Annotated in this window: 22 protein-coding genes; 11 read left to right on the top strand and 11 right to left on the bottom strand. The window is 58.0% G+C overall.

The window, feature by feature from the left end:
* Nucleotides 1–61: 61 nt before the first annotated feature.
* The 3 genes from rsmI (at nt 62) to gshB (ending at nt 2,286) form a co-directional block, all read left to right on the top strand.
* Nucleotides 62–919 (top strand): 16S rRNA (cytidine(1402)-2'-O)-methyltransferase, encoded by an 858-nt coding sequence (rsmI, locus tag AC2TDA_RS18535; protein WP_480848937.1) that lies wholly within the window; start codon nt 62–64, stop codon nt 917–919.
* A 1-nt stretch (nt 920) separates the two neighbouring features.
* Nucleotides 921–1,292 carry a YraN family protein gene (locus AC2TDA_RS18530; protein WP_480880220.1) on the top strand — a complete coding sequence of 124 codons (372 nt, stop codon included), beginning with the start codon at nt 921–923 and terminating at the stop codon, nt 1,290–1,292.
* A 61-nt stretch (nt 1,293–1,353) separates the two neighbouring features.
* On the top strand, nt 1,354–2,286 hold the full coding sequence (gene gshB, locus AC2TDA_RS18525; RefSeq protein ID WP_480880218.1) for a glutathione synthase: 933 nt from the start codon (nt 1,354–1,356) through the stop codon (nt 2,284–2,286).
* On the opposite strand, the gene AC2TDA_RS18520 is transcribed toward gshB, so the two are convergent.
* Genes AC2TDA_RS18520 through cobU form a run of 4 tightly spaced genes read right to left on the bottom strand, consistent with a single transcriptional unit; the run spans nt 2,283 to nt 5,884 of the window.
* Entirely contained in the window at nt 2,283–3,797 is a 1,515-nt protein-coding gene (locus tag AC2TDA_RS18520) for a YifB family Mg chelatase-like AAA ATPase (RefSeq protein ID WP_480880217.1), read from the bottom strand. The two genes, gshB and AC2TDA_RS18520, sit on opposite strands and share 4 nt — an antisense overlap.
* Before the next feature lie 47 nt (nt 3,798–3,844).
* The gene (locus AC2TDA_RS18515) at nt 3,845–4,729 is read right to left on the bottom strand and encodes a glutathione S-transferase (RefSeq protein ID WP_480880216.1); all 885 of its coding nucleotides are present in this window, start codon (nt 4,727–4,729) and stop codon (nt 3,845–3,847) included.
* A 58-nt stretch (nt 4,730–4,787) separates the two neighbouring features.
* Nucleotides 4,788–5,366, bottom strand: a complete 579-nt coding sequence (locus AC2TDA_RS18510; protein WP_480880214.1) for a histidine phosphatase family protein — start codon at nt 5,364–5,366, stop codon at nt 4,788–4,790.
* Nucleotides 5,363–5,884, bottom strand: a complete 522-nt coding sequence (gene cobU, locus AC2TDA_RS18505) for a bifunctional adenosylcobinamide kinase/adenosylcobinamide-phosphate guanylyltransferase (protein WP_480880213.1) — start codon at nt 5,882–5,884, stop codon at nt 5,363–5,365. The genes AC2TDA_RS18510 and cobU overlap by 4 nt, the downstream gene beginning before the upstream one ends.
* A 100-nt stretch (nt 5,885–5,984) precedes the next feature.
* On the opposite strand from cobU, the gene AC2TDA_RS18500 reads away from it, so the two are divergent.
* The 6 genes from AC2TDA_RS18500 to AC2TDA_RS18475 all read left to right on the top strand — a co-directional run bounded on the left by AC2TDA_RS18500 (nt 5,985) and on the right by AC2TDA_RS18475 (nt 12,557).
* Nucleotides 5,985–6,863, top strand: a complete 879-nt coding sequence (locus AC2TDA_RS18500) for an RNA polymerase factor sigma-32 (RefSeq protein WP_480848949.1) — start codon at nt 5,985–5,987, stop codon at nt 6,861–6,863.
* Nucleotides 6,860–7,684, top strand: a complete 825-nt coding sequence (locus AC2TDA_RS18495; RefSeq protein ID WP_480880211.1) for a ChaN family lipoprotein — start codon at nt 6,860–6,862, stop codon at nt 7,682–7,684. The genes AC2TDA_RS18500 and AC2TDA_RS18495 overlap by 4 nt, the downstream gene beginning before the upstream one ends.
* Before the next feature lie 63 nt (nt 7,685–7,747).
* Nucleotides 7,748–8,944: a bifunctional phosphopantothenoylcysteine decarboxylase/phosphopantothenate--cysteine ligase CoaBC gene (gene coaBC / locus AC2TDA_RS18490; protein WP_480880210.1), complete on the top strand. Its 1,197-nt coding sequence runs from the start codon at nt 7,748–7,750 to the stop codon at nt 8,942–8,944.
* 18 nt (nt 8,945–8,962) lie between these two features.
* Entirely contained in the window at nt 8,963–9,418 is a 456-nt protein-coding gene (gene dut, locus AC2TDA_RS18485) for a dUTP diphosphatase (protein ID WP_480848954.1), read from the top strand.
* Nucleotides 9,418–10,467: a HesA/MoeB/ThiF family protein gene (locus tag AC2TDA_RS18480; RefSeq protein WP_480880208.1), complete on the top strand. Its 1,050-nt coding sequence runs from the start codon at nt 9,418–9,420 to the stop codon at nt 10,465–10,467. The genes dut and AC2TDA_RS18480 overlap by 1 nt, the downstream gene beginning before the upstream one ends.
* A gap of 74 nt (nt 10,468–10,541) precedes the next feature.
* The gene (locus AC2TDA_RS18475; protein ID WP_480880207.1) at nt 10,542–12,557 is read left to right on the top strand and encodes a M3 family metallopeptidase; all 2,016 of its coding nucleotides are present in this window, start codon (nt 10,542–10,544) and stop codon (nt 12,555–12,557) included.
* Between the two features lie 13 nt (nt 12,558–12,570).
* On the opposite strand, the gene AC2TDA_RS18470 is transcribed toward AC2TDA_RS18475, so the two are convergent.
* The 6 genes from AC2TDA_RS18470 to AC2TDA_RS18445 are packed head-to-tail and all read right to left on the bottom strand — an operon-like array spanning nt 12,571 to nt 19,139.
* Nucleotides 12,571–13,503 carry a 2-hydroxyacid dehydrogenase gene (locus tag AC2TDA_RS18470; RefSeq protein ID WP_480880206.1) on the bottom strand — a complete coding sequence of 311 codons (933 nt, stop codon included), beginning with the start codon at nt 13,501–13,503 and terminating at the stop codon, nt 12,571–12,573.
* Between the two features lie 15 nt (nt 13,504–13,518).
* Nucleotides 13,519–14,658 (bottom strand): rod shape-determining protein RodA, encoded by a 1,140-nt coding sequence (gene rodA / locus AC2TDA_RS18465; protein ID WP_480848959.1) that lies wholly within the window; start codon nt 14,656–14,658, stop codon nt 13,519–13,521.
* A complete protein-coding gene (gene mrdA, locus AC2TDA_RS18460) occupies nt 14,655–16,604 on the bottom strand; it encodes a penicillin-binding protein 2 (protein WP_480880205.1) in 1,950 nt (649 codons plus the stop codon). The genes rodA and mrdA overlap by 4 nt, the downstream gene beginning before the upstream one ends.
* Nucleotides 16,601–17,137, bottom strand: coding sequence for a rod shape-determining protein MreD (locus AC2TDA_RS18455; protein WP_480880204.1), 537 nt, complete (start codon nt 17,135–17,137; stop codon nt 16,601–16,603). Before AC2TDA_RS18455 ends, mrdA begins: the two co-directional genes overlap by 4 nt.
* Nucleotides 17,130–18,032: a rod shape-determining protein MreC gene (gene mreC / locus AC2TDA_RS18450; protein ID WP_480848962.1), complete on the bottom strand. Its 903-nt coding sequence runs from the start codon at nt 18,030–18,032 to the stop codon at nt 17,130–17,132. Before mreC ends, AC2TDA_RS18455 begins: the two co-directional genes overlap by 8 nt.
* 60 nt (nt 18,033–18,092) lie before the next feature.
* Nucleotides 18,093–19,139 (bottom strand): rod shape-determining protein, encoded by a 1,047-nt coding sequence (locus tag AC2TDA_RS18445; RefSeq protein WP_480844102.1) that lies wholly within the window; start codon nt 19,137–19,139, stop codon nt 18,093–18,095.
* 157 nt (nt 19,140–19,296) lie between these two features.
* Here AC2TDA_RS18445 and AC2TDA_RS18440 point away from each other — a divergent pair, with 157 nt between their 5' ends.
* Both AC2TDA_RS18440 and AC2TDA_RS18435 read left to right on the top strand, forming a co-directional pair.
* Nucleotides 19,297–20,088 carry a 23S rRNA (adenine(2030)-N(6))-methyltransferase RlmJ gene (locus AC2TDA_RS18440; protein ID WP_480880203.1) on the top strand — a complete coding sequence of 264 codons (792 nt, stop codon included), beginning with the start codon at nt 19,297–19,299 and terminating at the stop codon, nt 20,086–20,088.
* Between the two features lie 111 nt (nt 20,089–20,199).
* Entirely contained in the window at nt 20,200–21,939 is a 1,740-nt protein-coding gene (locus AC2TDA_RS18435; protein ID WP_480880202.1) for an adenylate/guanylate cyclase domain-containing protein, read from the top strand.
* Between the two features lie 73 nt (nt 21,940–22,012).
* Here the strand turns inward: AC2TDA_RS18435 and AC2TDA_RS18430 are convergent, their stop codons facing one another.
* The gene (locus tag AC2TDA_RS18430; protein ID WP_480880201.1) at nt 22,013–23,587 is read right to left on the bottom strand and encodes a 2-isopropylmalate synthase; all 1,575 of its coding nucleotides are present in this window, start codon (nt 23,585–23,587) and stop codon (nt 22,013–22,015) included.
* Nucleotides 23,588–23,659: the final 72 nt, after the last annotated feature.

Here is a 23,659-nt window from a genome sequence, read left to right as displayed (position 1 = left end):
CCAAAGCAACTGCTATTATGTTGAGCCGCGATAATAAACGTCACGCGGTGAGGGTCCAGCTTTGAATTTCCAAAAGGTAAGATTGAGCGCAGGTCTGTATTTCGTGGCCACTCCGATCGGTACAGCGCGCGACATCACGCTCAGAGCTCTGGACGTACTGGCTTCGGCGGACATGATTGCTGCCGAGGATACCCGTAGTCTGCGTCGCTTGATGGAGATTCACGGCGTCCCTTTGGAAGGTCGGCGCATTCAAGCCTATCACGATCACAGCGGCGCCGGTGCACGCGGCAAGATCATAGAAGCTCTGGAACAGGGGAAATCCGTCGCCTACGCGTCCGAGGCCGGTATGCCGCTGATTGCAGATCCCGGATATGATCTGGGTAAACAAGCGTCAGAGGCGGGATACGCTGTCACCTGCGCCCCCGGTCCCTCGGCTGCGCTGGCGGCGCTGACCTTGGCGGGACTTCCGACAGATGCATTCTTTTTTGCAGGGTTCCTGCCCAACGCTTCCGGTGCGCGTCGTACAAGGATTGAAGCGCTACGAGATATCCCCGGAACACTTGTGTTTTACGAATCACCCAAGCGCGTCGCGGCGTGCCTTGCAGATTTGGCGCAAGTGCTGGGTTCTGACCGAAAGGTGGCGGTGTGCAGGGAACTCACGAAAAAATTCGAAGAGGTCAGACGCGGTACGTTGGATGAACTGGCAACCGAGTTTCAGGACGCATCTGTCAAAGGCGAGATCGTTTTGTTGGTGGACCGTAGCCATTCGCCCTCTGTTAACGAATCTGACGTAGAACAGGCTTTGAAAAGAGCCCTGGAAACCCATTCCGTGCGCGATGCGGCTGACCTTGTGTCAGAAATGTACGACCTTCCGCGCCGTCCCATATACCAGAAGGCTCTGAAGCTGGGGAAGGGATGACATGACCAGACGATCTGCTCAGGGTTCGATTTCATTTCACTCTGGGCAGGCCGCAGAAATGTGTGTGGCCGCGGATTACGAACGGCGGGGGTTTACTATTGTTCATCGACGCTGGCGCGGTGTCGGCGGTGAAATCGACTTGATTGCGCGTAACACGGATGGGTTGGTGTTCGTCGAAGTTAAAAAAAGCGCCAGTTTCGATCAGGCTGCGGTCCGTATCAGCCGGCGGCAGATGGATCGAATTTGCGCTTCGGCTGCCCAGTTTCTCGAACACGAATCTACGGGGCAACTGACCAATGTGCGCTTTGACGCGGCCCTCGTTAATGCTGAGGGCGCGGTCCAAATCATCGAAAACGCCTTCGGACAGGTCTGAACGGCATTGAACCCTTGGACGTGCTGAGCCATGTATCAGGCGTCAAAACGAGGGACGCGCCATGAAAATCGCCTTTCAGATGGACCCAATCGGGGCCGTGGATATCAATGCCGACAGTTCATTTCGTCTGGCCGAAGAGGCGCAGGCGCGTGGTCATCAGCTGTTTTTCTATGGACCGGACCAATTGGCCTATCAGGAGGGCCGCATCACGGCGCGCGGGCAGGACATGACCGTTCAGCGCGTTCCCGGTGATCCGGCGGTGCTGAGTCCCGAGCGCGAAGTGGATCTGGCCGAGTTCGACGTGGTCTGGCTGCGGCAGGATCCGCCCTTTGACATGCATTACATTACCTCGACCCACCTGCTGGATCGGTTGAACGGGCAGACTTTGGTGGTGAACGACCCTTTCTGGGTGCGTAACTACCCGGAAAAGCTGCTGGTGCTGGACTTTCCCGATCTGACGCCGCCGACAACTGTCGCGCGTGATCTGCAGACCATTAAGGCGTTCAAGGAAAAGCATGGCGACATCATCCTGAAACCGCTTTACGGTAATGGCGGTGCTGGGGTTTTCCGCTTGGATGCAGCTGACCGCAACCTAACGTCTTTGCACGAGCTGTTCACCGGGTTTTCGCGCGAGCCTCTGATCGTGCAGAAATTCCTGCCTGATGTTCGCAACGGCGACAAACGTATCATTCTGGTGGATGGCGAACCTGTCGGCGCGATCAACCGCATCCCGGCAGAAGGCGAAACCCGCTCGAACATGCATGTGGGTGGACGCCCCGAAAAGATTGGGTTGTCCGAACGGGATTTGGAAATCTGCGCCGCTATCGGACCACTGTTGAAAGAAAAGGGTCAGATTTTCGTCGGGATCGATGTGATCGGAGATTACCTGACCGAGATTAACGTGACTTCACCCACAGGCATTCAAGAACTGGAGCGGTTCGACGGCGTTAATATCGCGTGCAAAATCTGGGATGCTATCGAAGCCAGAGTCTAAGCTGCGACACGGGCGCTGATCCGAAAACTCAGCGCCTCGGCCACATGCGGGCGGCGTATGTCTGCACTGCCCTCAAGGTCGGCGATGGTACGTGCGACCCGCAGGATGCGATGAAACGCGCGGGCCGACAGCCCGAACTTTTCCGCGGCTTTTACCAGTAGCTCTTTGCCTTCGGCATCCGGCGCTGCAATTTCTTCCAGCATTTTTCCTTCCATATCCGCGTTCTGGCGGGTTCCGGGAATGTCTACGAACCGTGCCGCCTGTATTTGCCGCACTTCTTCTACCCGTGCCGCAACCATGGCTGAACTGTCGCCGGAAGGGGGGAGGTCCAGGTCGGTGAACCCGACCGGAGGAACCTCGATACGCAGATCAAAACGATCCATCAGCGGGCCTGAGATACGTCCCAAGTAATCTTCCCCGCATCCCGGGGCACGCGAACAGGCGCGCGCCGGGTCAGTTAGGTATCCACATTTGCAAGGGTTTGCCGCGGCCACCAGCATGAACCGGCAGGGATATTTGACATGGGCATTGGCGCGGGCCACCATGACCTCGCCGGTCTCTATCGGCTGGCGCAGTGTTTCCAAAACCGTGCGTGGGAATTCCGGAAACTCATCCATAAAAAGAACGCCATTGTGAGCCAACGAAATCTCGCCTGGCTTGGCCCCTTTGCCCCCACCAACAATAGCCGCCATCGAAGCTGTATGATGTGGTTCCCGAAACGGTCTGGATCGACTGATGCCGCCTTCGTCCATCAAGCCGCAAAGCGATTGTATCATTGACGTTTCCAATGCCTCGATCGGTGTCAGAGGGGGCAAAATGCCCGGCAAACGTGCAGCCAGCATGGACTTCCCCGATCCCGGCGTCCCGATCATGATCATATGGTGCCGACCAGCGGCTGCGATTTCCATCGCTCGTTTTGCGCGTTCCTGCCCTTTTACGTCTCGCAGATCTCGGTTGCTTGGGGCGAGGTCGACTTCGCCGGGTGTTGCCGCGGGGAGTGGCGACTGGCCGGTGAAATGGCGCACAACATCGCCAAGTGATCCTGCGCCGATAACTTGTGTAGCGTCGACCCACGCAGCCTCGGCACTGGATAATCGAGGGCAAAGCAAGGCACGGTCTTCCGCTGCCGCTGTCATCGCGGCGGGTAGGGCACCCACTACGGGAACCAGCGAGCCGTCCAGTGATAACTCCCCCAATGCCACTGCCCCCTCGGCGGCATCCGACGGGATGATTTCCAGCGCCGAAAGCAGTGCAACGGCGATGGGCAGGTCGAAATGGCTGCCTTCTTTCGGTAGATCGGCGGGCGACAGGTTGATGGTGATACGTTTGGAGGGCAGTGCGATAGCCATGGAACTAAGCGCGCTACGGACCCGGTCGCGAGCTTCAGAGACCGCTTTGTCCGGAAGGCCCACAATCGAAAAAGCAGGCAAACCAGGTGACACGGCGCATTGAACTTCAACCGGGCGGGCATCTACCCCTTGAAAAGCAACAGTGTGGGCGCGGGAGACCATGGCGATCCTGTTCTTGGTTAACAGGTCGTTGCTGCCATGGTTGCGGTTTAAGAAGCGTTAACGGCACCGGTCATTGCGACGAATTTTGGCCACGCATCCGGGTCAGCGACGGTTTTGTCGCGGCAGAACGGGTTGCAGAAGCCCCAGATTTGTCCGTTTAATTCGAGAAGATCTTTCACGGGCTTACCGGAATAGGGACAAGTTGTGTTTTCGGATTGCCCGTCGGACACTGGTTTGGCCCGTGACACTCCTCCTACCGGCCAGGGTTGGGAAGGCAAATCCTGAGGGTAAGGAAACGGATCGTAGGACACGGTCAAGCCCATCGCTCGCCATTGTCGCACGGAAAGGTCTGACAAAAGTTCAAGGCAGTAAGCCCGGTTGGGGTCTGATACGGGAAGCCCATAGCCGATGATCCGCGCGGCAACAGGGGTATAGAATATCTCGGCCAGAGAATAGGCGCCGAACAACGGCCCAGTTGCTGCCCCTGAAACTGATCGCGCGTGGGCCCAGAGAGTTTCGATCCGGTCAAGATCGGCAAGGGTCTCGGGTGAGGGTACAAACCCGTCCCAACACTTTTGCAGCTGCATAGGGCACTGGCCGCGCAAGGCGGTAAAACCGGCCACCATCTCGGCGCAGAGCCAACGGGCGGTTGCCCGAGACGCCGGGTCCTGAGGCCAAAGGCCAGCATCGGGATGTCGCTCGGCCAGTGTTTCTGCCATAGCGAGGCTTTCCCCTAAAACAGTACCCTCAGGCAGGCGCAAGGCAGGGACCAGGCGCGCTGGTGCAAGAGGTTTCATATCCTCGGCCATAGTGCCGGAATAAAGGCCAATCATTTGGCTGCGATACGGCAGAGCGAACTTTTCAAGCATCAGCCAGCCGCGTAACGACCAGCTGGAGAACAGGCGGTCACCGATATAAAGATCATAGGTCATGAACCAACGATGTCGGAGAGATCTGTGTCCGTAAATCAGAGAATTGTGCGCAGTCAGATCACGGACAGTGATTGATGCGGCCCACTGACCACCGGTTGCCATGATGGGTGATTTCTGTCACCGACAGGTTGTCTATCCGATGTGACAGTGCTTGTAGTGCATCCAATCCAAGCGCGCGTTGTACCTGAGTCAGAATGACGCCGAAATGGGCAACCACGATCAGGTCCCGTCCAGAATGTTGCGTAATCAGGGCATCGATCACCCCATCCACTCGGGCACACACTTCGTTCCAGCTTTCGCCTTCAGGTGGGCGCACCTCGCCGGGGTTATCCCAGTAGGCAAAGGCCAGTTCTGGGTCCTCGGCCTCGATTTCGACGAATGCTCGCTGTTCCCATGAGCCGAAATTGATCTCACGCAGGTCCGGATGGTGCGGCAAACGTTGTCGCCCGCCCTGAATGGCGGAAGCCGTGTCAGCCGCGCGTGAGAGATCAGAGGATACGACCACTGCATCGGACGGCAGATGCGCGTGCAAACGGTCCAACGCCGCGCGGTCGCTCAGGTCTGCGGGCAGATCAGACCATCCGACCATGGTTTTCGCGTGGGTCGGCCCGTGGCGGACCAGATGCAGCCGTGTCATGGCAGTTGTCCCTTGAGTACAAGTGGAAGCCCCGCTGTAACCTGCACAGCCAGCTCGGCCTGCGCCGCCAGTGCGATATTCAGACGTCCCTGCGCTTCGCGGAACCGGCGGGCCAGGGCATTCTCGGGGACAATTCCGTGGCCCACCTCGTTCGAGACAATCACGATCTGCCCGGCGCAGGACTTCAGTGCGTCCATCAATGTTGCCTGCTCGTGCTTCAGGTCATGTTCGGCGAGCAGGTGATTGGTCAGCCACATTGTCGCGCAATCAATCAGACAAACGTCATCTGATGTCAGTTCTGAAAGCGGTTGCACCAGGTCGAAAGGAGCCTCGATCGTGGTCCAGCCAGCGCCGCGTTGTGCAATATGCTGCTTAACTTTTAGCCGCATTTCATCATCAAGCACTTGTGATGTTGCGACATAAACACGTTTTTTTTCTGTTGAAACAACAAGTTGCTCGGCAAGGGCCGACTTTCCTGATGCAGCGCCACCCATGACAAAGATTAATTCAGGATGCACTATTATTACCTTTCAAGTGATCCACCCGGTTTTGTTCTGCGTATCGACCACAAGTCGGCATGGCAAGCCCGGCCCGCGCCGATGTAAAGGGGAGAGTTGCATGGCACTGGACAACCCAAGAGATTTTTCGATGTCCCGGCAGGCTATGAAGGCCGAGCTTCTGGATGCGGAAACTGAATTGCGGCTCGCCTATGCTTGGCGCGATGAGAGGGACGAGCAGGCTCTGCATCGTTTGATTACAGCTTACATGCGTTTGGCTATATCGATGGCGGCCAAGTTCAAACGCTATGGCGCACCGATGAACGATCTTATCCAAGAGGCCGGATTGGGTCTGATGAAAGCTGCCGACAAGTTTGACCCGGACCGGGGCGTTCGGTTTTCGACCTATGCTGTTTGGTGGATCAAAGCCAGCATTCAGGATTATGTGATGCGCAACTGGTCGATGGTTCGGACTGGCTCGACGTCTTCCCAGAAGTCACTTTTTTTCAACATGCGCCGGGTGCAGGCGCGGCTTGAACGTGAGGCTGCCACAGACGGGCTCGAGTTGGACCGTCATCAGTTGCATCAGATGATCGCTGCCGAGATCGGTGTGCCCTTGCGCGATGTCGAAATGATGGAAGGCCGGCTTGCCGGGTCTGATTTCTCTTTGAACGCGGTGCAGTCGACGGACGAGGACGGGCGTGAGTGGATCGACGCTCTGGAAGATGATCGTGAACAAGCTGCCGAAGCCGTGGAGCACAGCCATGACAACCGGCAGCTGCGTGAGTGGCTGATTACCGCTATGAAAGCACTCAACGAACGCGAGCGGTTTATTGTCAGCGAGCGTAAGCTGCGAGAACCCGCTAGAACATTGGAAAGTCTGGGGCAGGAACTTGGCTTGTCGAAAGAACGCGTACGCCAGTTAGAGGCAGCGGCTTTCGCAAAAATGCGCAAGAACCTTGAAGCCCAATCGCGCGAGGTGCAACACTTCTTCGCATGAAACATATTGCGAATCTGGTGCTTACCTTCGGGTTTCTCGTCGCAGCAATGCGGCCGGGCCTTTCCGCCGAGCTCATCCCTGATGATGTGATCACGTCCATGCAAGCGGCGGATGTCGTGATTTTGGGAGAGATTCACGACAATCCCCAGCATCACCTGGTGCAGACCGAGGCGATCGAAGCCATCGCGCCGTCCGCCGTTGTCTGGGAGATGGTTACAGAAGAAGGTGCTCAGCGCCTTGCGCAAAAGGCGGCGTCGAATCCCGAAGAGTTATCGAAAATTCTGCGTTGGGCCGAGTCTGGTTGGCCTCCGCTCAGTATGTATTACCCGGTGTTTCAAGCTTCAGAGGCCCCGGTTTATGGTGCCTTGGTGCCGCGTAAAGCAGCCCGCGCAGCAATGGAGCGCGGGGCGGCAACGGTATTGGGGGCTGATGCGGCGAGCTATGGGTTGACCGTGCCTCTGGCGACCGAAGATCAGGCGGCCCGCGAAGCGGATCAGCTGGCTGCGCACTGCGACGCGATTCCTGCTGAAACGCTGCCACAACTAGTGGCCATTCAACGGCTGCGCGACGCTGTGCTGACACGGGCAATATTGCGTGCCGAAGAAGAAACTGGTGGCCCGGTTGCAGTAATCACCGGCAACGGTCATGCTCGAAAGGATCGGGGTATTCCTACATTTTTGTCTCGCTTGCGCCCGGGCATGAAAGTCTTTGTTCTCGGTCAATCCGAGGATGGGGTTGTGCACGGAGAATTCGATGCTGTGGTTGATAGCCCAGCAGTGGAACGTGAAGACCCCTGCAAAGCGTTCGAGACGCAGAATTAACTGCTGGAACTACCCGGTGGCGTTGCCTAATGTCAGGACCGACCGGAACGGGAAGGGCTGAACATGCTGGCATCCAAACGCATTCTGCTGATCATCGGTGCCGGGATCGCGGCCTACAAGTCGCTTGATCTGATCCGGCGGCTAAAAGAGCGGGGGGCCTCGGTTACACCGGTTTTGACTCGCGCGGCAGAGGAATTCGTGACGCCGTTGTCGGTATCGGCTCTGGCCGGAGAAAAGGTTTATCGCGATCTGTTCGACCTGACGGATGAAGCCGAGATGGGCCATATTCAATTGTCCCGATCCGCCGATCTGATTGTCGTGGCACCAGCTACAGCGGATCTGATGGGCAAGATGGCAGGGGGATTGGCCAATGATCTGGCCTCGACCTTGCTGATGGCAACGGACACGCCGGTGCTATGCGCGCCCGCGATGAACGTGCGCATGTGGGATCACCCGGCAACGCGGCGCAATCTCACGCAGTTGCAGGCGGACGGCGTGCGATTTGTCGGCCCCAACGAAGGCGACATGGCCTGTGGTGAATACGGACCGGGGCGCATGTCCGAACCTCTGGAGATCGTGGCTGCAATTGAGGCCGCACTGGGCGAAGGTCCACTCAGCGGCAAACGTGTGCTTGTGACTTCCGGCCCGACGCATGAGCCGATTGACCCTGTGCGCTATATCGCCAACCGCTCTTCAGGCGCGCAAGGGGCGGCGGTTGCCCGCGCGCTGGCCGCACTGGGCGCGAACGTAGTTTTTGTCACCGGTCCCGCCGATGTGCCCCCGCCGCAGGGTGTGCAGGTCGTTCGGGTTGAGACAGCGCAACAGATGTCTGATGCAGTCGATGCTGCACTGCCCGTCGATGCAGGTGTTTTTGCAGCGGCCGTGGCGGACTGGCGCATGGCCACTGCCGCGAGCAAAAAGCTGAAGAAAAGCCGCGATGGTTTGCCAACACTGGAATTCGCCGAGAACCCGGACATTCTGAAACGCGTCGCGCAGATGGAAAAGGGTCGGCCTGCGCTGGTGGTAGGCTTTGCTGCAGAGACCGACAGCGTAGTCGATCACGCAACCGCCAAGCGGGCGCGCAAAGGGTGCGACTGGATCGTTGCCAATGATGTCAGCCCGGCGACAGGGATCATGGGGGGCTCGGAAAACGCGGTAATCCTGATCACCGACGACGGGGCCGAGGAATGGCCGCGCATGGGCAAGGATGCTGTGGCAGACAAGCTGGCGCGTAGGATCGCCGATACTCTTACCCAATAAACACTCAGAGGAAGAACGATGGTAGCAATCCGTGTAACCCGCGAGGAAGGGGCTGACCCATCGGTGGCATTGCCTTCGTATGAGACCGACGGGGCAGCGGGCGCCGATGTACGGGCCAACCTGCCGGACGCGGTTTCGATCACGTTGCAACCCGGTGAGCGCACGTTGGTACCCACGGGCCTGCGGATCGAAATCCCGATGGGATATGAGGTTCAGGTTCGGCCTCGGTCCGGCCTTGCGCTGAAGCACGGCATTACTTTGCCGAACACGCCCGGAACCATCGACAGTGACTATCGCGGCCCTCTGGGTGTGATCGTTTTGAACGCAGGGCAAGAAGCCTTCGAAATCACTCATGGAGAGCGTATCGCTCAGCTGGTCGTCGCGCCAGTGGTGCAGGCACAGTTCGAACTGTCCGAAACCCTGGGCGAGACACAACGCGGGGCTGGCGGGTTCGGCTCTACCGGACGCGGCTGATGCTTCTGGTCCTGCTTCTTTGCGCCGGATTATGGGGCATTGGATATATTGCCGGCGTAACCCGATCCGTACGAACCGTATCTGTCGCGGTGCTTTTGGCGGGCGTCATACTGGCGCAACTGGTGCTGCCCGATGGCAACGCTTTGCGTCAGGCGACTGGCGGTTCTGCCGCGCTGTGGCTGATTCTGTGTGGCTTTGCCGCGTTGGCTTTGGTTTATGGCAGGGTATTGAAGGCCTTGCGCACCCGCGCCGCGCCGATCCCGGAGAAGGAAGCCGCTATGCCTGCCAGTCAGTTCACTGAAACGGAATTGGAACGTTACGCACGGCATATTGTGCTGCGCGAACTGGGTGGGCCGGGTCAGAAACGTCTGAAACAGGCGCGGGTGCTGGTGATCGGCGCCGGGGGTCTGGGCGCTCCGGCGTTGCAATATCTGGCGGCAGCTGGTGTCGGCACTATTGGTGTGATCGACGATGACGTGGTCGAAAACGCCAATTTGCAACGCCAGGTGATCCATCGCGACACCGACATCGGAATTCCCAAGGTCTTTTCTGCACAACAGGCGATGGAGTCGCAGAACCCGAACGTGGTTGTCCTGCCCTACCATCGTCGCCTGACCGAAGAGGTCGCTACCGACCTTTTCGCGGATTTCGATCTGGTTCTCGATGGAACCGACAATTTCGACACCCGCTATCTGGCAAACCGGACGGCGGTTGCACTTGGTAAGCCGCTGATCTCCGGCGCACTGTCGCAATGGGAAGGGCAGCTGAGCGTCTTTGATCCGGCAATGGACGGCCCGTGCTATCAATGTATATTCCCCGAGGCTCCGGCCCCCGGTCTTGCGCCCTCTTGCGCCGAGGCAGGTGTGATTGGTCCTCTGCCCGGTGTGGTCGGATCGATGATGGCGGTCGAGGCCATCAAGGTGATCGCCGGCGCCGGACAGGTACTGCGTGGTGAGATGTTGATCTACGATGCGCTCTATGGAGAGAGTCGCAAGATTACTCTGTCGCGCCGAGCAGCTTGTCCGGTTTGCGGGGGCACAGCCGACTAAAGACTGTCAAAAGCAACAGGCACTCTGGATCATCCGGTCGACCTTGCCTAGCTATAGGGGCAAAGGAGACATGCATGACCAACCCAATCTTGTCCGACTGGAATACCCCCTTCGAAATAGCGCCTTTTGCTGAAATATCCGATGAGGATTATGCCTCTGCTCTTGAGCAGGCTTTGCAGACGCATAACGCTCAGATCGACATGATTGCAGCAAATCCGGACGCCGCTACCTTTGCCAACACAATCGAAGCATTGGAGGCAGCAGGTGAGCAGATGGACAAGGTGCTTGCGGTCTTCTTCACAGTTGCCGGGGCCGACAGCAATCCCAAACGGGAAGAGTTGCAGCGTGAGTTTTCACCCAAGCTAGCCGCGCATTTCTCGGGCATATCTTCGAACAAGGCGTTGTTTCGCCGCGTGGCCGAGCTTTGGGATCGGCGCGATGATCTGGGCCTGAATGACGAGCAGGCCCGCGTGCTGATGCTCAGCCATCGTGGTTTTGTTCGCGCGGGTGCTGCGCTGCAGGGCGATGAGGACGCAAGAATGCAAGAAATCAAGTCGCGCCTGGCTTCCTTGGGTACGTCCTTTACGCAAAACCTGCTGGCGGATGAACGTGACTGGTACATGCATCTGGCCGAAGGTGACTTGCAGGGCCTGCCGGAATTCGTCGTGAATTCTGCTCGGGCCGCAGGTCAGGAAAAGGACGCGGAAGGTCCAGTGGTGACGCTGTCGCGATCGCTGATCGTACCGTTTTTGCAATTCTCACCCCGTCGGGATTTACGGGAAAAAGCCTATCGCGCCTGGACCGCGCGTGGGGCAAATGGTGGGGATACAGACAACCGTGAAATCGCCGCTGAAATCCTGAAATTGCGAGAAGAACGAGCCAAGCTGCTCGGTTATGGCAGCTTTGCCGATTTCAAACTGGAACCCGAGATGGCCCGCACGCCGGACCGGGTGCGTGATCTGTTGATGAAGGTTTGGGAGCCTGCCAGGGCTCGGGCCGATGCCGATGCGGAAATCCTGACGCAGATGATGCAGGAGGACGGCGTCAACGGCCCGCTTGAGGCGTGGGATTGGCGCTACTATGCCGAGAAGCGGCGAAAATCCGAGCATGATCTGGATGAAGCCGCCCTAAAGCCGTACCTGCAGTTGGACCGAATGATCGAGGCCGTTTTTGCCTGCGCCAACCGCCTGTTCGGTTTGGAGTTTGCGCAGTTGGACGTGCCACTCTACCACCCCGACTGCCGCGCATGGGAGGTTACAAGGAACGGTCGCCACGTAGCGGTATTCATTGGTGACTATTTCGCGCGCGGGTCCAAACGCTCGGGCGCATGGTGCAGTGCGATGCGCGGGCAGGCAAAGTACCCCAAGGATCAGGCGCCAATCGTGATCAATGTTTGCAACTTCGCGAAAGGTGATCCGGCGTTGTTGTCCTATGACGATGCCCGTACTCTGTTCCACGAGTTCGGCCACGCTCTGCACCAGATGCTGTCGAATGTGACTTATGAGAGCATCTCGGGCACCTCGGTAGCCCGCGATTTCGTCGAGTTGCCAAGCCAGCTGTATGAACACTGGCTGGAGGTGCCAGAGGTTCTGGCCGAATTCGCGACCCACGCCGAAACCGGTGAGCCAATGCCTCAGGAAATGCTGGAGAAAGTGTTGAACGCCGCCAATTTCGATCAGGGTTTCCAGACGGTCGAGTATGTGGCCTCGGCGTTGGTGGATCTGGCCTTTCATGACGGTGATGCACCGGCTGATCCGATGGCCAAGCAAGCCGAGGTTTTGTCGCAAATCGGGATGCCTAATGCTATTGGCATGCGACATGCAACGCCGCACTTCGCGCATGTGTTTGCGGGCGACGGCTATAGTTCGGGCTACTACAGCTATATGTGGTCCGAAGTTATGGACGCCGACGCATTCGCCGCGTTCGAAGAGGCCGGTGGGGCGTTTGACCCGGAACGCGCCAAAGCCCTTGAGGACAACATTCTGTCGACCGGCGGCTCACGCGAGGCCGAGGATTTGTATCTGGCGTTTCGGGGACGCATGCCGGGCGTAGATGCGTTGCTGAAAGGACGCGGACTGATCTCAGCTTAAGCCAACAGGGCCGTCAGTATCCCAACTGACGGTCCACCAAATGCAAAAACGGTTCACCTGCTTCGCCACGCCTGATGTTTTCGCAAATGACTTGCGCAGCAGTGACCGGTCGGGTTTCCGACGCGATGTGCGGCGTGACAGTAACGTGGGGGTTTGCCCAGTAAGGATGCTCTGGCGGCAATGGTTCCACCCTGAATACGTCCAGCGTGGCATGGCCGACCTGACCAGAGTTCAGAGCCGCCAGCAGTGCGTCGTCGTCGATCAAAGACCCACGTCCCGGATTGATGATCTTTGCGCCTTTTGGCAACAGAGCGAGTGTTTCTACGTTCAGAATGTTCTCTGTCGCGGGGGTGTTGGGAAGCAGAAGAACAACGATCTCGGCGTTTGACAGCGCAGTGCGCAATCCGTCTGCACCGTGCAAACATGTCACCCCGGGGATGTTTTTGGGCGTCCTGCTCCAACCAGAGACGTCGAAATTCAGCGCCGCCAGTGCTCGGGCGGATGCCTCACCCAGCGCGCCCAAACCCAATACGCACACGTTGCGCTGTGAGGCTAAAGGAGGTGCCTCGGGTGTCCACGTACCGTCCTGTTGCGTGATATGCGCGTCCATCCCCAGATGGTATCGCAACACATGCCCAACCACCCATTCGGTCATGCCCTCAGTCAGCCCGTGATCAACCATTCGGGCCAGCGGCACCTTAAGGGTTTTGTTTTCCGATATAGTCTCGACCCCAGCCCAAAGGCTGAGCACTGCTTTCAGGCGGGTAAACGGAGTGAAATCCGCAAGACCTCCATTTGGAGCATAGACAACATAGTCGACCTGATCCGCAGGAACGTTCGTAGCCAGATGGAAGTCCACGCCCGCCTCTTGCAGATACTGCGACAGCAGTGGTTCATACACGGGCCACAGTTCGGGGCGCGCGGAAAACAGGACGTTCACTGTCATGGAGGGCCTTTCAGATCAACGAGGGCGATGGATATGGGCGCTTTGCACAATACCGAAAGCGGCCATAAGCACCAGCATCGCTGATCCACCGTAACTGACCATGGGCAGAGGCACACCTACAACAGGAGCCAGCCCCATCACCATCGACATATTTACGGCAAAGAACAGGAAGAAGTTCAGTGCAATGCCCAGCGTTACCAGCGACGAAAACCGGTCTTTGGCCGACAGTGCCGTAACCATGCAAAACAGCAGGATCAGACCATAGAGAACCAACAAAGTGATCCCTCCGACAAATCCGAATTCCTCTGCCAGCGTTGTAAAGATGAAATCTGTGTGTTTCTCGGGCAGGAAATTCAGACGGGATTGCGTTCCCTGCATGAATCCGCGCCCGTTCCAACCACCCGAACCCAGCGCGATCTTGGATTGGGTGATGTGATACCCTGCACCCAGCGGGTCAGTGGATGGGTCAAGGAACGTGTCGATGCGCCGAAACTGATAGTCCTTGAGCAGCTGCCACTCTGTCCCGCGGCTGTTGAACACCGTCGCGACAAGGCCAACGCCCGCGGCAATCACCACTGCAAAATAGGCCCAATGGACGCCAGCGAGAAACATAAGCCCACCACCTGCGGCCAACAGCAGGATGGACGTTCCGAGATCTGGCTGCCGCAGTACCATGAAGGTCGGGATCAGGATCAGAAGGACCGGGAGGATGACCCAAAGTGGACGAGAAGTTTTGTGCGACGGCAGCCAGTCATAGTAAGCCGCCAGAAGCATAACCAGCGTGACCTTCATCAGCTCTGAAGGCTGTAGCCGCATGAATCCAAGGTCGATCCAGCGCTGTGCGCCCATGCCAACGGTGCCAAACAGCTCAACAAACACCAGCAGGGCGATGGAGCCCAGATAGGCCAGCACCGACATGTTGCGCCAGAACCATATGGGCACAATAGCCACGATGAACATGACCGCCATCCCCAGTCCAAACCGCTCCATCTGCGGTTCGGCCCAAGGTGTCCACGACCCGCCTGCTACTGAGAAAAGCATCAGGAAACCGGCACTGGCAACGCTGATCAGCAACAGTGTCAGCGGCCAGTTCATGTAAAGGACTTTGCGAAACCCTGATGGCGTAGATTTGACTGCGTATTCAAGATAGCTCATGCGCGGTCCTTTTCGTCAGGACGCGCTTTGGGGCGTCGGTCGCCCTCCAGCCGTTTTTGCTGTTCCTTTATACGCTCGCGATCCGCTGTCGGATAAGCCTCGAGCGGGGGGGTGCCGTTGTAAAGTGCCTGCAACATGATGTCCCGAGCCACAGGGGCTGCGGCCTTGGATCCACCGCCACCGTGTTCGACAACAACCGCTACCGCGTATTTTGGATTGTCGTAGGGTGCGAAACTGACGAACAAGGCGTGGTCGCGCCGCTCCCAAGGCAGGTCTTCGTTTCGGATAACACCTGCGGCGCGTTCAGCCTTGGTGATGTTGCGCACCTGACTGGTGCCAGTTTTTCCAGCCATGCGGAATTCATCCGCGATGATCCGACTGCGATAAGCCGTGCCACGTCGGTTGTTCGAGACTGTAAACATCGCTCGGCGCACCTGCTCCAGGTTATTCCGGTTCACGTTCAGAGGCTCACCGGCGCCCGAAGGCTGTTCAACACCGTTCATGCTGCGCACCAGACGAGGCGTTACCGCGCGTCCGGTTGCCAGCCGTGCGGTCATCACTGCCAGTTGCAGGGGCGAGGCCAGCATGAAGCCCTGACCGATAGACGCGTTCGCGGTGTCGCCAACCAGCCATTCCTGCCCGTGCACCCGCCGTTTCCAATCCTGATTAGGCGCAAGGCCTGCGGCAACAGCGGACATCGGTATGTCGTGTTTGACACCCAGCCCAAATGTTCGGGCCATGTCGGATATCTTGTCGATTCCGACGCGCAGGGCTACGTCGTAGTAGTAGACGTCGCAACTGCGCTTCAGCGAGGTCTCAAGATCGACCGTGCCGTGCCCGCCGCGTTTCCAGCAGTGAAACCTGCGGCTGCCCACCTTCAGATGGCCTGGACAATAGACGGTATTGGACGGCCCCATCACCCCGGCCTCCAGCGCGGCCATGGCAGTGATCATTTTGAAGGTCGAACCGGGCGGATAGGTGCCCTGAACTGTCTTGTTGGCCAGCGGGCGGTAATTGTCTTGCGTCAGCGCCCTGTAGTCAGCGACCGAGATACCGCGCACGAACAGATTGGGGTCGAAACTGGGGGCTGAACTGATCGCCCGTATATCGCCCGTTTCGCAATCGATCACGACGGCAGCGGCGCTTTCGCCTGCAAGCCGAGCCTGTGCGTATTGCTGCAGGTCCGCGTCAACCGACAACTGAAGATCCGCACCGGCCTCACCTTCCTGGCGATCTAGTTCACGCATCACTCGACCAGTGGCGTTGACCTCGACCCGTTTGGCGCCAGCCTTGCCGCGCAGGGTAATTTCCTGCTTGGCCTCAAGCCCGACTTTGCCGATCTGAAAGCGTGGGATGCGCAGAACCGGCTCGGGGTCTTCGATCTGACTCAGATCGTAATCACTGACCGGGCCGACATAACCTACGACATGCGCAAAGTCTTCATATCGAGGATACTGGCGGGTCATACCGACTTCGGGAATGACACCGGGCAGGGCGGGGGCATTGACCGCGACTTTCGAGATATCTTCCCAAGTTACTTGGTCGGCCAGCGTCACCGGCAGGAACGGGGCCGAGCGACGCATTTCCGACTTGGCGCGTTCAATCTCGTCTTCGTTCAGGGGGATCAGCTCGGACAGTTTGGCGACGACATTGTCGATATCTCCGGCGTCTTCGCGCACAATGACGATACGATAAGACGGAGAGTTCTGGCCAATGATCTGGCCATTTCGGTCGTAAATCCGACCGCGTGTAGGAGGGATCAGGCGGATATTGATCCGGTTTTCTTCGGCCAATAGCCGATATTCATCGGCCTGATCGACCTGCATAAATCGCATTCTTGCGGCCAGGCCACCGATGAACGCGGCCTGAAGCCCTCCTAGCAACAACGCCCGGCGTGGCAGTCGTTTATAAGCAAGGCCTTGTGATTTGGGTTTGCGCTGCTTCACGGTCGCGCTCCTGCGGTGGCATTATCCGCGGCGGAAACCCGGCGAACTCCGAAGCCGCTTTGACACAGCAGAACGACCAAAGGATAAATTGCAATTGTCAGGACCACTTGTATCACCGTCGGAGCCAGTGCAGCCTGTTGGACCGACAGGATACCAAGTATCACGCGATTCATAACAAAAATCGCCGTGATTACGGCACCGACCGTGGTCCATTCACCGACAAACCCTGTATCCCGCATGCCGGGTGCAGCCGAACGAAGATAGGCCGCTCCCAGAACGACCAGCGCCGCCAGAAGGCCCGGAGGGCGTTGCAGCAGTAGATCTGCCATCAGCATCACGGCCGCGATTGTAAGCGTCGGCACGTATTCCGGGCGGCGCAGAACCCAGGCGAACGTCAAGGCAATCAGAAAATCCGGGAACGGCCAGCGATCCGGCGGTGTGTCCAGCGGCAACAGGTGCAAAAACAAGACAAGCGCCGCCAGCAAGAGATACAAACTGCGCTTGACCCAAAGTTGTGAGGTTGGCTTATCCATCGCCGGGCTCCTGCGGCGTTAGGGCGGCTTCGGGTCTTAAGGGGCCAACGATACCGCCGGGATCCTGAATGGGATTGGCGGGTTGGTATCGTAGCACGCGCAGAAATTCCAACCGTTCGAAATCAGCGGACAAGCGCACCCGCAGCCTACCTCCCGGGTCAACGGTGACCTGACCGATCAGCAAACCGCCCGGAAACACACCTCCGTCGCCAGACGTGACCACGCGATCACCCGGACGCACCAGCTCGCGATTTTCCAGAAATTCCACCACCGGTGCCGAGGTATTGTCCCCGGCTATCAAAGCGGTCTGGCCTGAGGGCTGGATAGTGGCCGGAATGGCGCTTGAGGCGTCCGTCAACAGGATCACCCGTGCTGTGTCCGACCCCACGCCCGAGATGCGCCCGACCACGCCAATGCCATCCATAGTGGCCCAGCCATTCAGGATGCCGTCCCGCTCGCCTACATTCAACAAAACCGATTGCCGGAAAGGTGATCCACTGTCGGCCATCACAACGCCGGTGACATAAGTCAGTCGCGGGTCGAGACGTACGTTGTTAAGGTCCAGCAGACGGGCGTTTTCCTGTTCCAGCTGCAAAGCAGCTTCTTTCCAAGCACGCATCAGGCGCAACTCGCTGCGCAGTTCGCGGTTTTGTTCGCTGAGCCGCTGATAACTTTGAAAATCACGCACCAGATTGATAGCGCCGGTGACGGGCACCATGGCCCACTCCATTGAGGGGACGACCTTGTCCACCACCTGAGCGCGGAACCTTTCGACACGCGGGCTGTCAATACGCCAGACGATGAAGATGCCCAGAAGACACAGAACAACGATCCCCAACAGCAAACGGCGCAGCGGGGCGGTGTAGTCATCGCGCTGTGAACGGTCTTTTGCCACAGGACTCCTTCCCGTGCTGCTCGCGTCCGATAGTCACCCTGTTATGAGAGGGTGCGCGCCTTAGCTTTCGTAGTCAATCGCATGGCGCAGTTGTTTTTCGTATTCCAGCGCTTTGCCGGTGCCCAGAGCCACACAGTTCAGGCTTTCATCGGCAATCGACACGGCCAGACCGGTCTGCTCGCGCAGGGCCAAATCCAAATCTCCAAGCAAAGCACCACCACCGGTCAGCATTACGCCACGGTCGACAATGTCCGCAGCCAGATCGGGCGGCGTGGTTTCCAGAGCGGTCATCACGGCCTCGCAAATGGCCTGAACTGGCTCGGTCAGCGCTTCGGCAACCTGAGCCTGGCTGATTTCGATTTCCTTCGGGACACCGTTCAGTAGGTCGCGTCCGCGGATATGCATCGACTGGCCGCGCCCATCGTCGGGCATGCGAGCGGTGCCGATTGTGGTCTTGATCCGCTCGGCGGTTGATTCACCGACCAGCAGGTTTTGCTGACGACGCAGATAAGAGATGATGGCTTCGTCCATGCGGTCGCCGCCAACGCGAACTGATCGGGCGTAGACAATGTCGCCGAGGGACAGAACCGCAACTTCGGTCGTGCCGCCGCCGATGTCGACGACCATGTTTCCGGTTGGATCGGTGATCGGCATTCCGGCACCAATCGCAGCTGCAATCGGTTCGGCAATCAATCCCGCGCGACGCGCGCCAGCTGACAGAACTGACTGACGGATAGCGCGTTTTTCAACAGGGGTCGCGCCGTGGGGGACGCAGACGATAATCTTGGGTTTCGAGAAGGTCGAGCGCTTGTGCACTTTGCGGATGAAATGCTTGATCATTTCTTCGGCGGTGTCGAAATCGGCAATCACGCCTTCGCGCATCGGGCGGATGGCTTCGATAGAACCGGGGGTCCGACCCAGCATCAGCTTGGCATCCTCACCAACGGCCAGAACCTTCTTCACGCCGTCCTTGACGTGGTAGGCCACCACCGAGGGTTCCGACAGGATGACACCGCGCCCCTTGACATAAACCAGCGTGTTTGCTGTTCCAAGATCAATGGCCATGTCCGCTGTGAACAAGCCGCCCAGATTGCCAAAGAATCCCATGTGTGCCCTGATCCTGTTAGTCAGATGTTTTCTACTGCCCGCGACTCGACGGTTCCGGGACGGATGTCTTATAGGGTGCGAACCCTCCCGGTAAAAGGGTTGATTCCGCGACAATCAGCACCTTTCCGCCTCATTGATAAGGACTTTAGAAGGCAAAATGCTGTCTTATCAACACATTTACCACGCTGGAAATCTGGCTGATGTACAAAAGCACGCATTGCTGGCGTGGATGCTGAGTTATCTGGCGCAAAAAGACAAACCGTTGTCCTATTTCGAAACCCATTCCGGGCGCGGTCTGTATCATCTGGACGCAGCCGAAGCCGTGCGCACAGGCGAAGCGGCCGCAGGCATTGGACGGGCTCAGGCAGAAGGTTGGTTTGACGCGCAACATCCTTTGTCACGCGCGCTTCGGCTGGTGCAGGACAAACATGGTGCGATGGCTTACCCGGGCTCGCCTGTGATTGCAGCAAATCTGTTGCGAGAAATGGATAGCCTGCATCTTGCCGAGCTGCACCCACAGGAATATGCGGCTTTGACCGACGCCATGAGGTCATACAACGCCAAGACCTATCAGCAGGACGGTTTCGAGCTGGCGCAGTCCCTGCTTCCTCCAACGCCGCGTCGAGGTTTGGCTCTGATTGATCCCAGCTATGAGGTGAAAACAGACTACGACCGTCTGCCGGGTATCGTGGCTAAGCTGCACCGCAAGTGGAACGTGGGCGTGATCGCCCTTTGGTACCCGATCCTTACAGACGGGCGGCAGGCCCCCATGGTTGCAGCGCTGAAGGCACAAAACCTGCCCAAATCGGTTTGTCACGAAGTCCGTTTTCCAGCGGCGCGTGAAGGGCACCGAATGGTGGGGTCAGGGATGTTTGTCGTCAACGCGCCGTTTGGGCTTGTCGAAGAAACCCGAAATCTGGATGCGTTGTTCACCGGCCTCGGAGAGTGATTTACAGGCATTGGGGGCATCATCTGGCCTTGAATACACGCCTTGCATGTACGTGTGAATTTCCTTGTTAGAACAAGGCGCGCGGCACTAGACTTGTCGCAGGGGGAAACGATGGAACGCCGACTTGCCGCAGTTCTTGCAGCCGATATGGTAGGCTACAGCCGTTTGATGGAAATAGACGAACAAGGCACGCTGGCTCGATTGCGCACACACCGGATCGAGCTGATCGATCCGTCAATCGAAAAGAACCGGGGCACGATCATAAAGACAACAGGCGACGGGATGCTGGTAGAATTCGCCAGTGCCTGTGATGCTGTCGCCTGTGCGGTCGAGGTTCAGAACCGGATGTTTCGTCGAAACGCTGATGTGCCCACAAACCAGCGTATCCTGTTTCGGATCGGTATCAATCTTGATGAAATCATCTTCGAAGACGGGGATATCTTTGGCAGCGGTGTCAACGTGGCTGCACGTCTGGAGCAGTCTGCCAGTGCCGGAGAAGTGCTGATCTCCGGGGCGGTGCATGAACAGGTGATCAGTCGTCTGGATTTGCATTATGAGGATCTGGGGAACCTTTCGCTCAAGAACCTGTCTCAGCCTGTCCAGGCTTTTCGCGTTGGCCTGGATGGGGTGACTGAGGCTGGCGATGAAGATACCACGGGTGATGGTTCCACCAGGGTCGTCAAACCATCCATTGCAGTTTTGCCGTTCGAGAACATGAGCGGCGACCCAGAGCAGGAGTTTTTTGTCGATGGCTTGACCGAGGACCTGCTTACCGAACTTAGCCGTCGGCACGAATTGTTCGTGATCTCGCGCAATTCCAGTTTTGTCTATAAGGGTCAGGCCGTTAACCTGCGAGATGTGGGCGAAACACTGGGCGCCAGATACATCGTCGAAGGTAGCGTGCGCAAAGCGGGGAAACGATTGCGTGTAACCGTGCAGCTTATCGACAGTCAGAACGATGCCCATATTTGGGCCGAGCGGTATGATCGCGACCTGGACGATATCTTTTCCATCCAGGACGAGGTCACGTCAGCCGTCGTCGCAACCCTTCCCGGTCGGATCGAAGCATCGCAGCAGGAAGGATTGACGCGAAAACTACCATCGAACTTTGCGGCCTATGAATGCGTTCTGGCGGCCAAGGCTCTGCATCATCGCAGTACGCGGGAAGACAATGCCGAAGCGACCAGGTTGATCGACCGGGCAATCGAGCTGGATCCCGAATATGCGCATGCGCATGCCTGGAGCGGATGTATACGCGGGCAGGCTTGGGGGTATGGTTGGTGCGACGACCCGGAAGAGATGCTGGCGCTGTGTGAAGCGGCAACTTACAAGGCGGCGTCTCTGGACGACAACGACGCCGATGTGCACCGATTGATGGCAGCGGTTGCAATTCTGCGAAACAAGCTGGCCCGGGCGCGTTATCATCAGGAACGGGCTCTGTCGTTAAATCCCAACTATGATCTGGTTGTTGTCCAAATGGGCGAGTTACTCACTTGGACAGGGCGACCACACGAGGGGGCGGAGTGGATTCAGAAAGCAATGCGCCTTAATCCGCACCATCCTGCCCGGTTCTGGAGCCATCTGGGCCGCGCCCGATTTGGGGAAAAGAACTATGAGCAGGCCATTGATGACTTTGCTCATCTGCCCTTGCTGGACACAGCGCAGAATGCCTATGTCGCCGCGTGCCATGGTTGGCTTGGGAACGCGGAAGAAGCAAAAAGGCACGTCGAGGCAGTCTATGGTGCCCAGCCGGAATTCAAGATCGAAGACCTGGTCGCGACGCTGCACTACGCCAATAACGAAGATCTGCAGCATTTCGTCGAAGGCATGGAAAAAGCCGGACTATCCTGACTACGCCATGAAACGACCGGCAAGAAGGTAACGGCCCGGATTACCGAGCCGTCTTTGTTTGTTCATTTGCCGATCAGGTCAGGTCTTTGTAGCTGATTTCCCGTGCATCTGCTCCGGGGCCGGCCTTTGCGCGACGAACGATCAACCGGTTCAGGGCGTGTATGTACGCTTTGGCCGATGCAACGACTGTGTCGGTGTTGGCGGACTGGCCTGTGGCGATCATGCCGTCTTCTTCCAGTCGGACCGAAACTGTGGCTTGTGCATCGGTCCCTTCGGTAACCGCATGCACCTGATAAAGCTGCAGATGCGCCTCGTTTGGATAGATCGCCCGGATCGCCCGAAAGGCCGCGTCAACGGGACCGTCGCCATGTTCTGTGGCTGTGACATCCGCGCCATCAACCTCGAGTTCAACGGTAGCTTCCGCTTGTCCACCTGTGCCACAGGTCACCTTCATCGATACCAGTTGCAGGTGATCGTTGGCCTCGTCATCGTCCAACGTCATCAAGGCGATGAGGTCGTCGTCGAACACCTCTTTCTTGCGATCGGCCAGATCTTTGAAACGGACGAAGATATCTTTCAGTTGGTTGTCGCCGACTTCATACCCAAGGGTTTCCAGCTTGTCGCGCAATGCTGCACGGCCGGAATGCTTGCCCAACGGCAGAGATGTGCCCGACAGGCCGATATCTTCGGGACGCATGATCTCGAAGTTTTCGCGGTTCTTCAACATACCATCCTGATGGATGCCACTTTCATGGGCAAACGCGTTCTTGCCGACGATGGCCTTGTTGAATTGAACGTTGAAGCCCGAAACCGTCGCTACCCGGCGCGATATATGCATGATCTTGGTGGTGTCGATACAGGTTTTCCAAGGCATGATGTCGTTGCGCGTGCGCAGTGCCATCACGACTTCTTCCAGCGCAGTGTTGCCCGCACGTTCGCCAAGACCGTTAATCGTGCATTCGATCTGGCGTGCACCACCGGCAACAGCCGCCAGCGAGTTCGCGGTCGCCATGCCAAGATCGTTGTGGCAGTGGGTGGCAAAGACAACTTCATCCGCGCCTGGAACCGTTTCGATCAGCCGCTTGATTAGGTCCGCAGACTCGAGCGGGGCTGTATAACCCACAGTGTCGGGAATATTGATCGTGGTGGCGCCCGCCTTGATCGCAATCTCGATCACACGGCACAGGTAGTCCCATTCGGTCCGGGTCGCATCCATCGGCGACCACTGCACGTTTTCGCAAAGGTTGCGGGCATGGCTGACCGTGTCGTGGATCTTCTCGGCCATTTCGTCCTGCGTCAGGTTCGGAATGGCCCGGTGCAGCGGAGAAGTGCCGATGAACGTGTGGATGCGGTTCTTTCCGGCGTGTTTCACCGCTTCCCAGCATCGGTCGATATCAGCAAAATTGGCGCGGGCGAGGCCGCAGATGCGGCTGTTTTTCGACCGCTGTGCAATCTCGGACACGGCCTTGAAATCGCCCTCGGACGCAATCGGGAAACCGGCTTCGATAATGTCGACGCCCATCTCGTCCAACAGCTCTGCAATTTCCAGCTTTTCGTCATGGGTCATGGTCGCGCCTGGGCTTTGCTCGCCGTCGCGCAAAGTAGTGTCAAAGATCAAGACGCGGTCTTGGTCGGTCACGTTGGTCATGGGAATCTCTTTCTTGTCTGTCCTAAAGCCTATGGCGCGCGGGCGTCCTCCTCTGAGCGGGCGCGCCGGGTG

It is taken from the genome of Ruegeria sp. HKCCD6426 (assembly GCF_057221115.1).
This window is presented reverse-complemented; position numbering and strand designations above follow the sequence as displayed.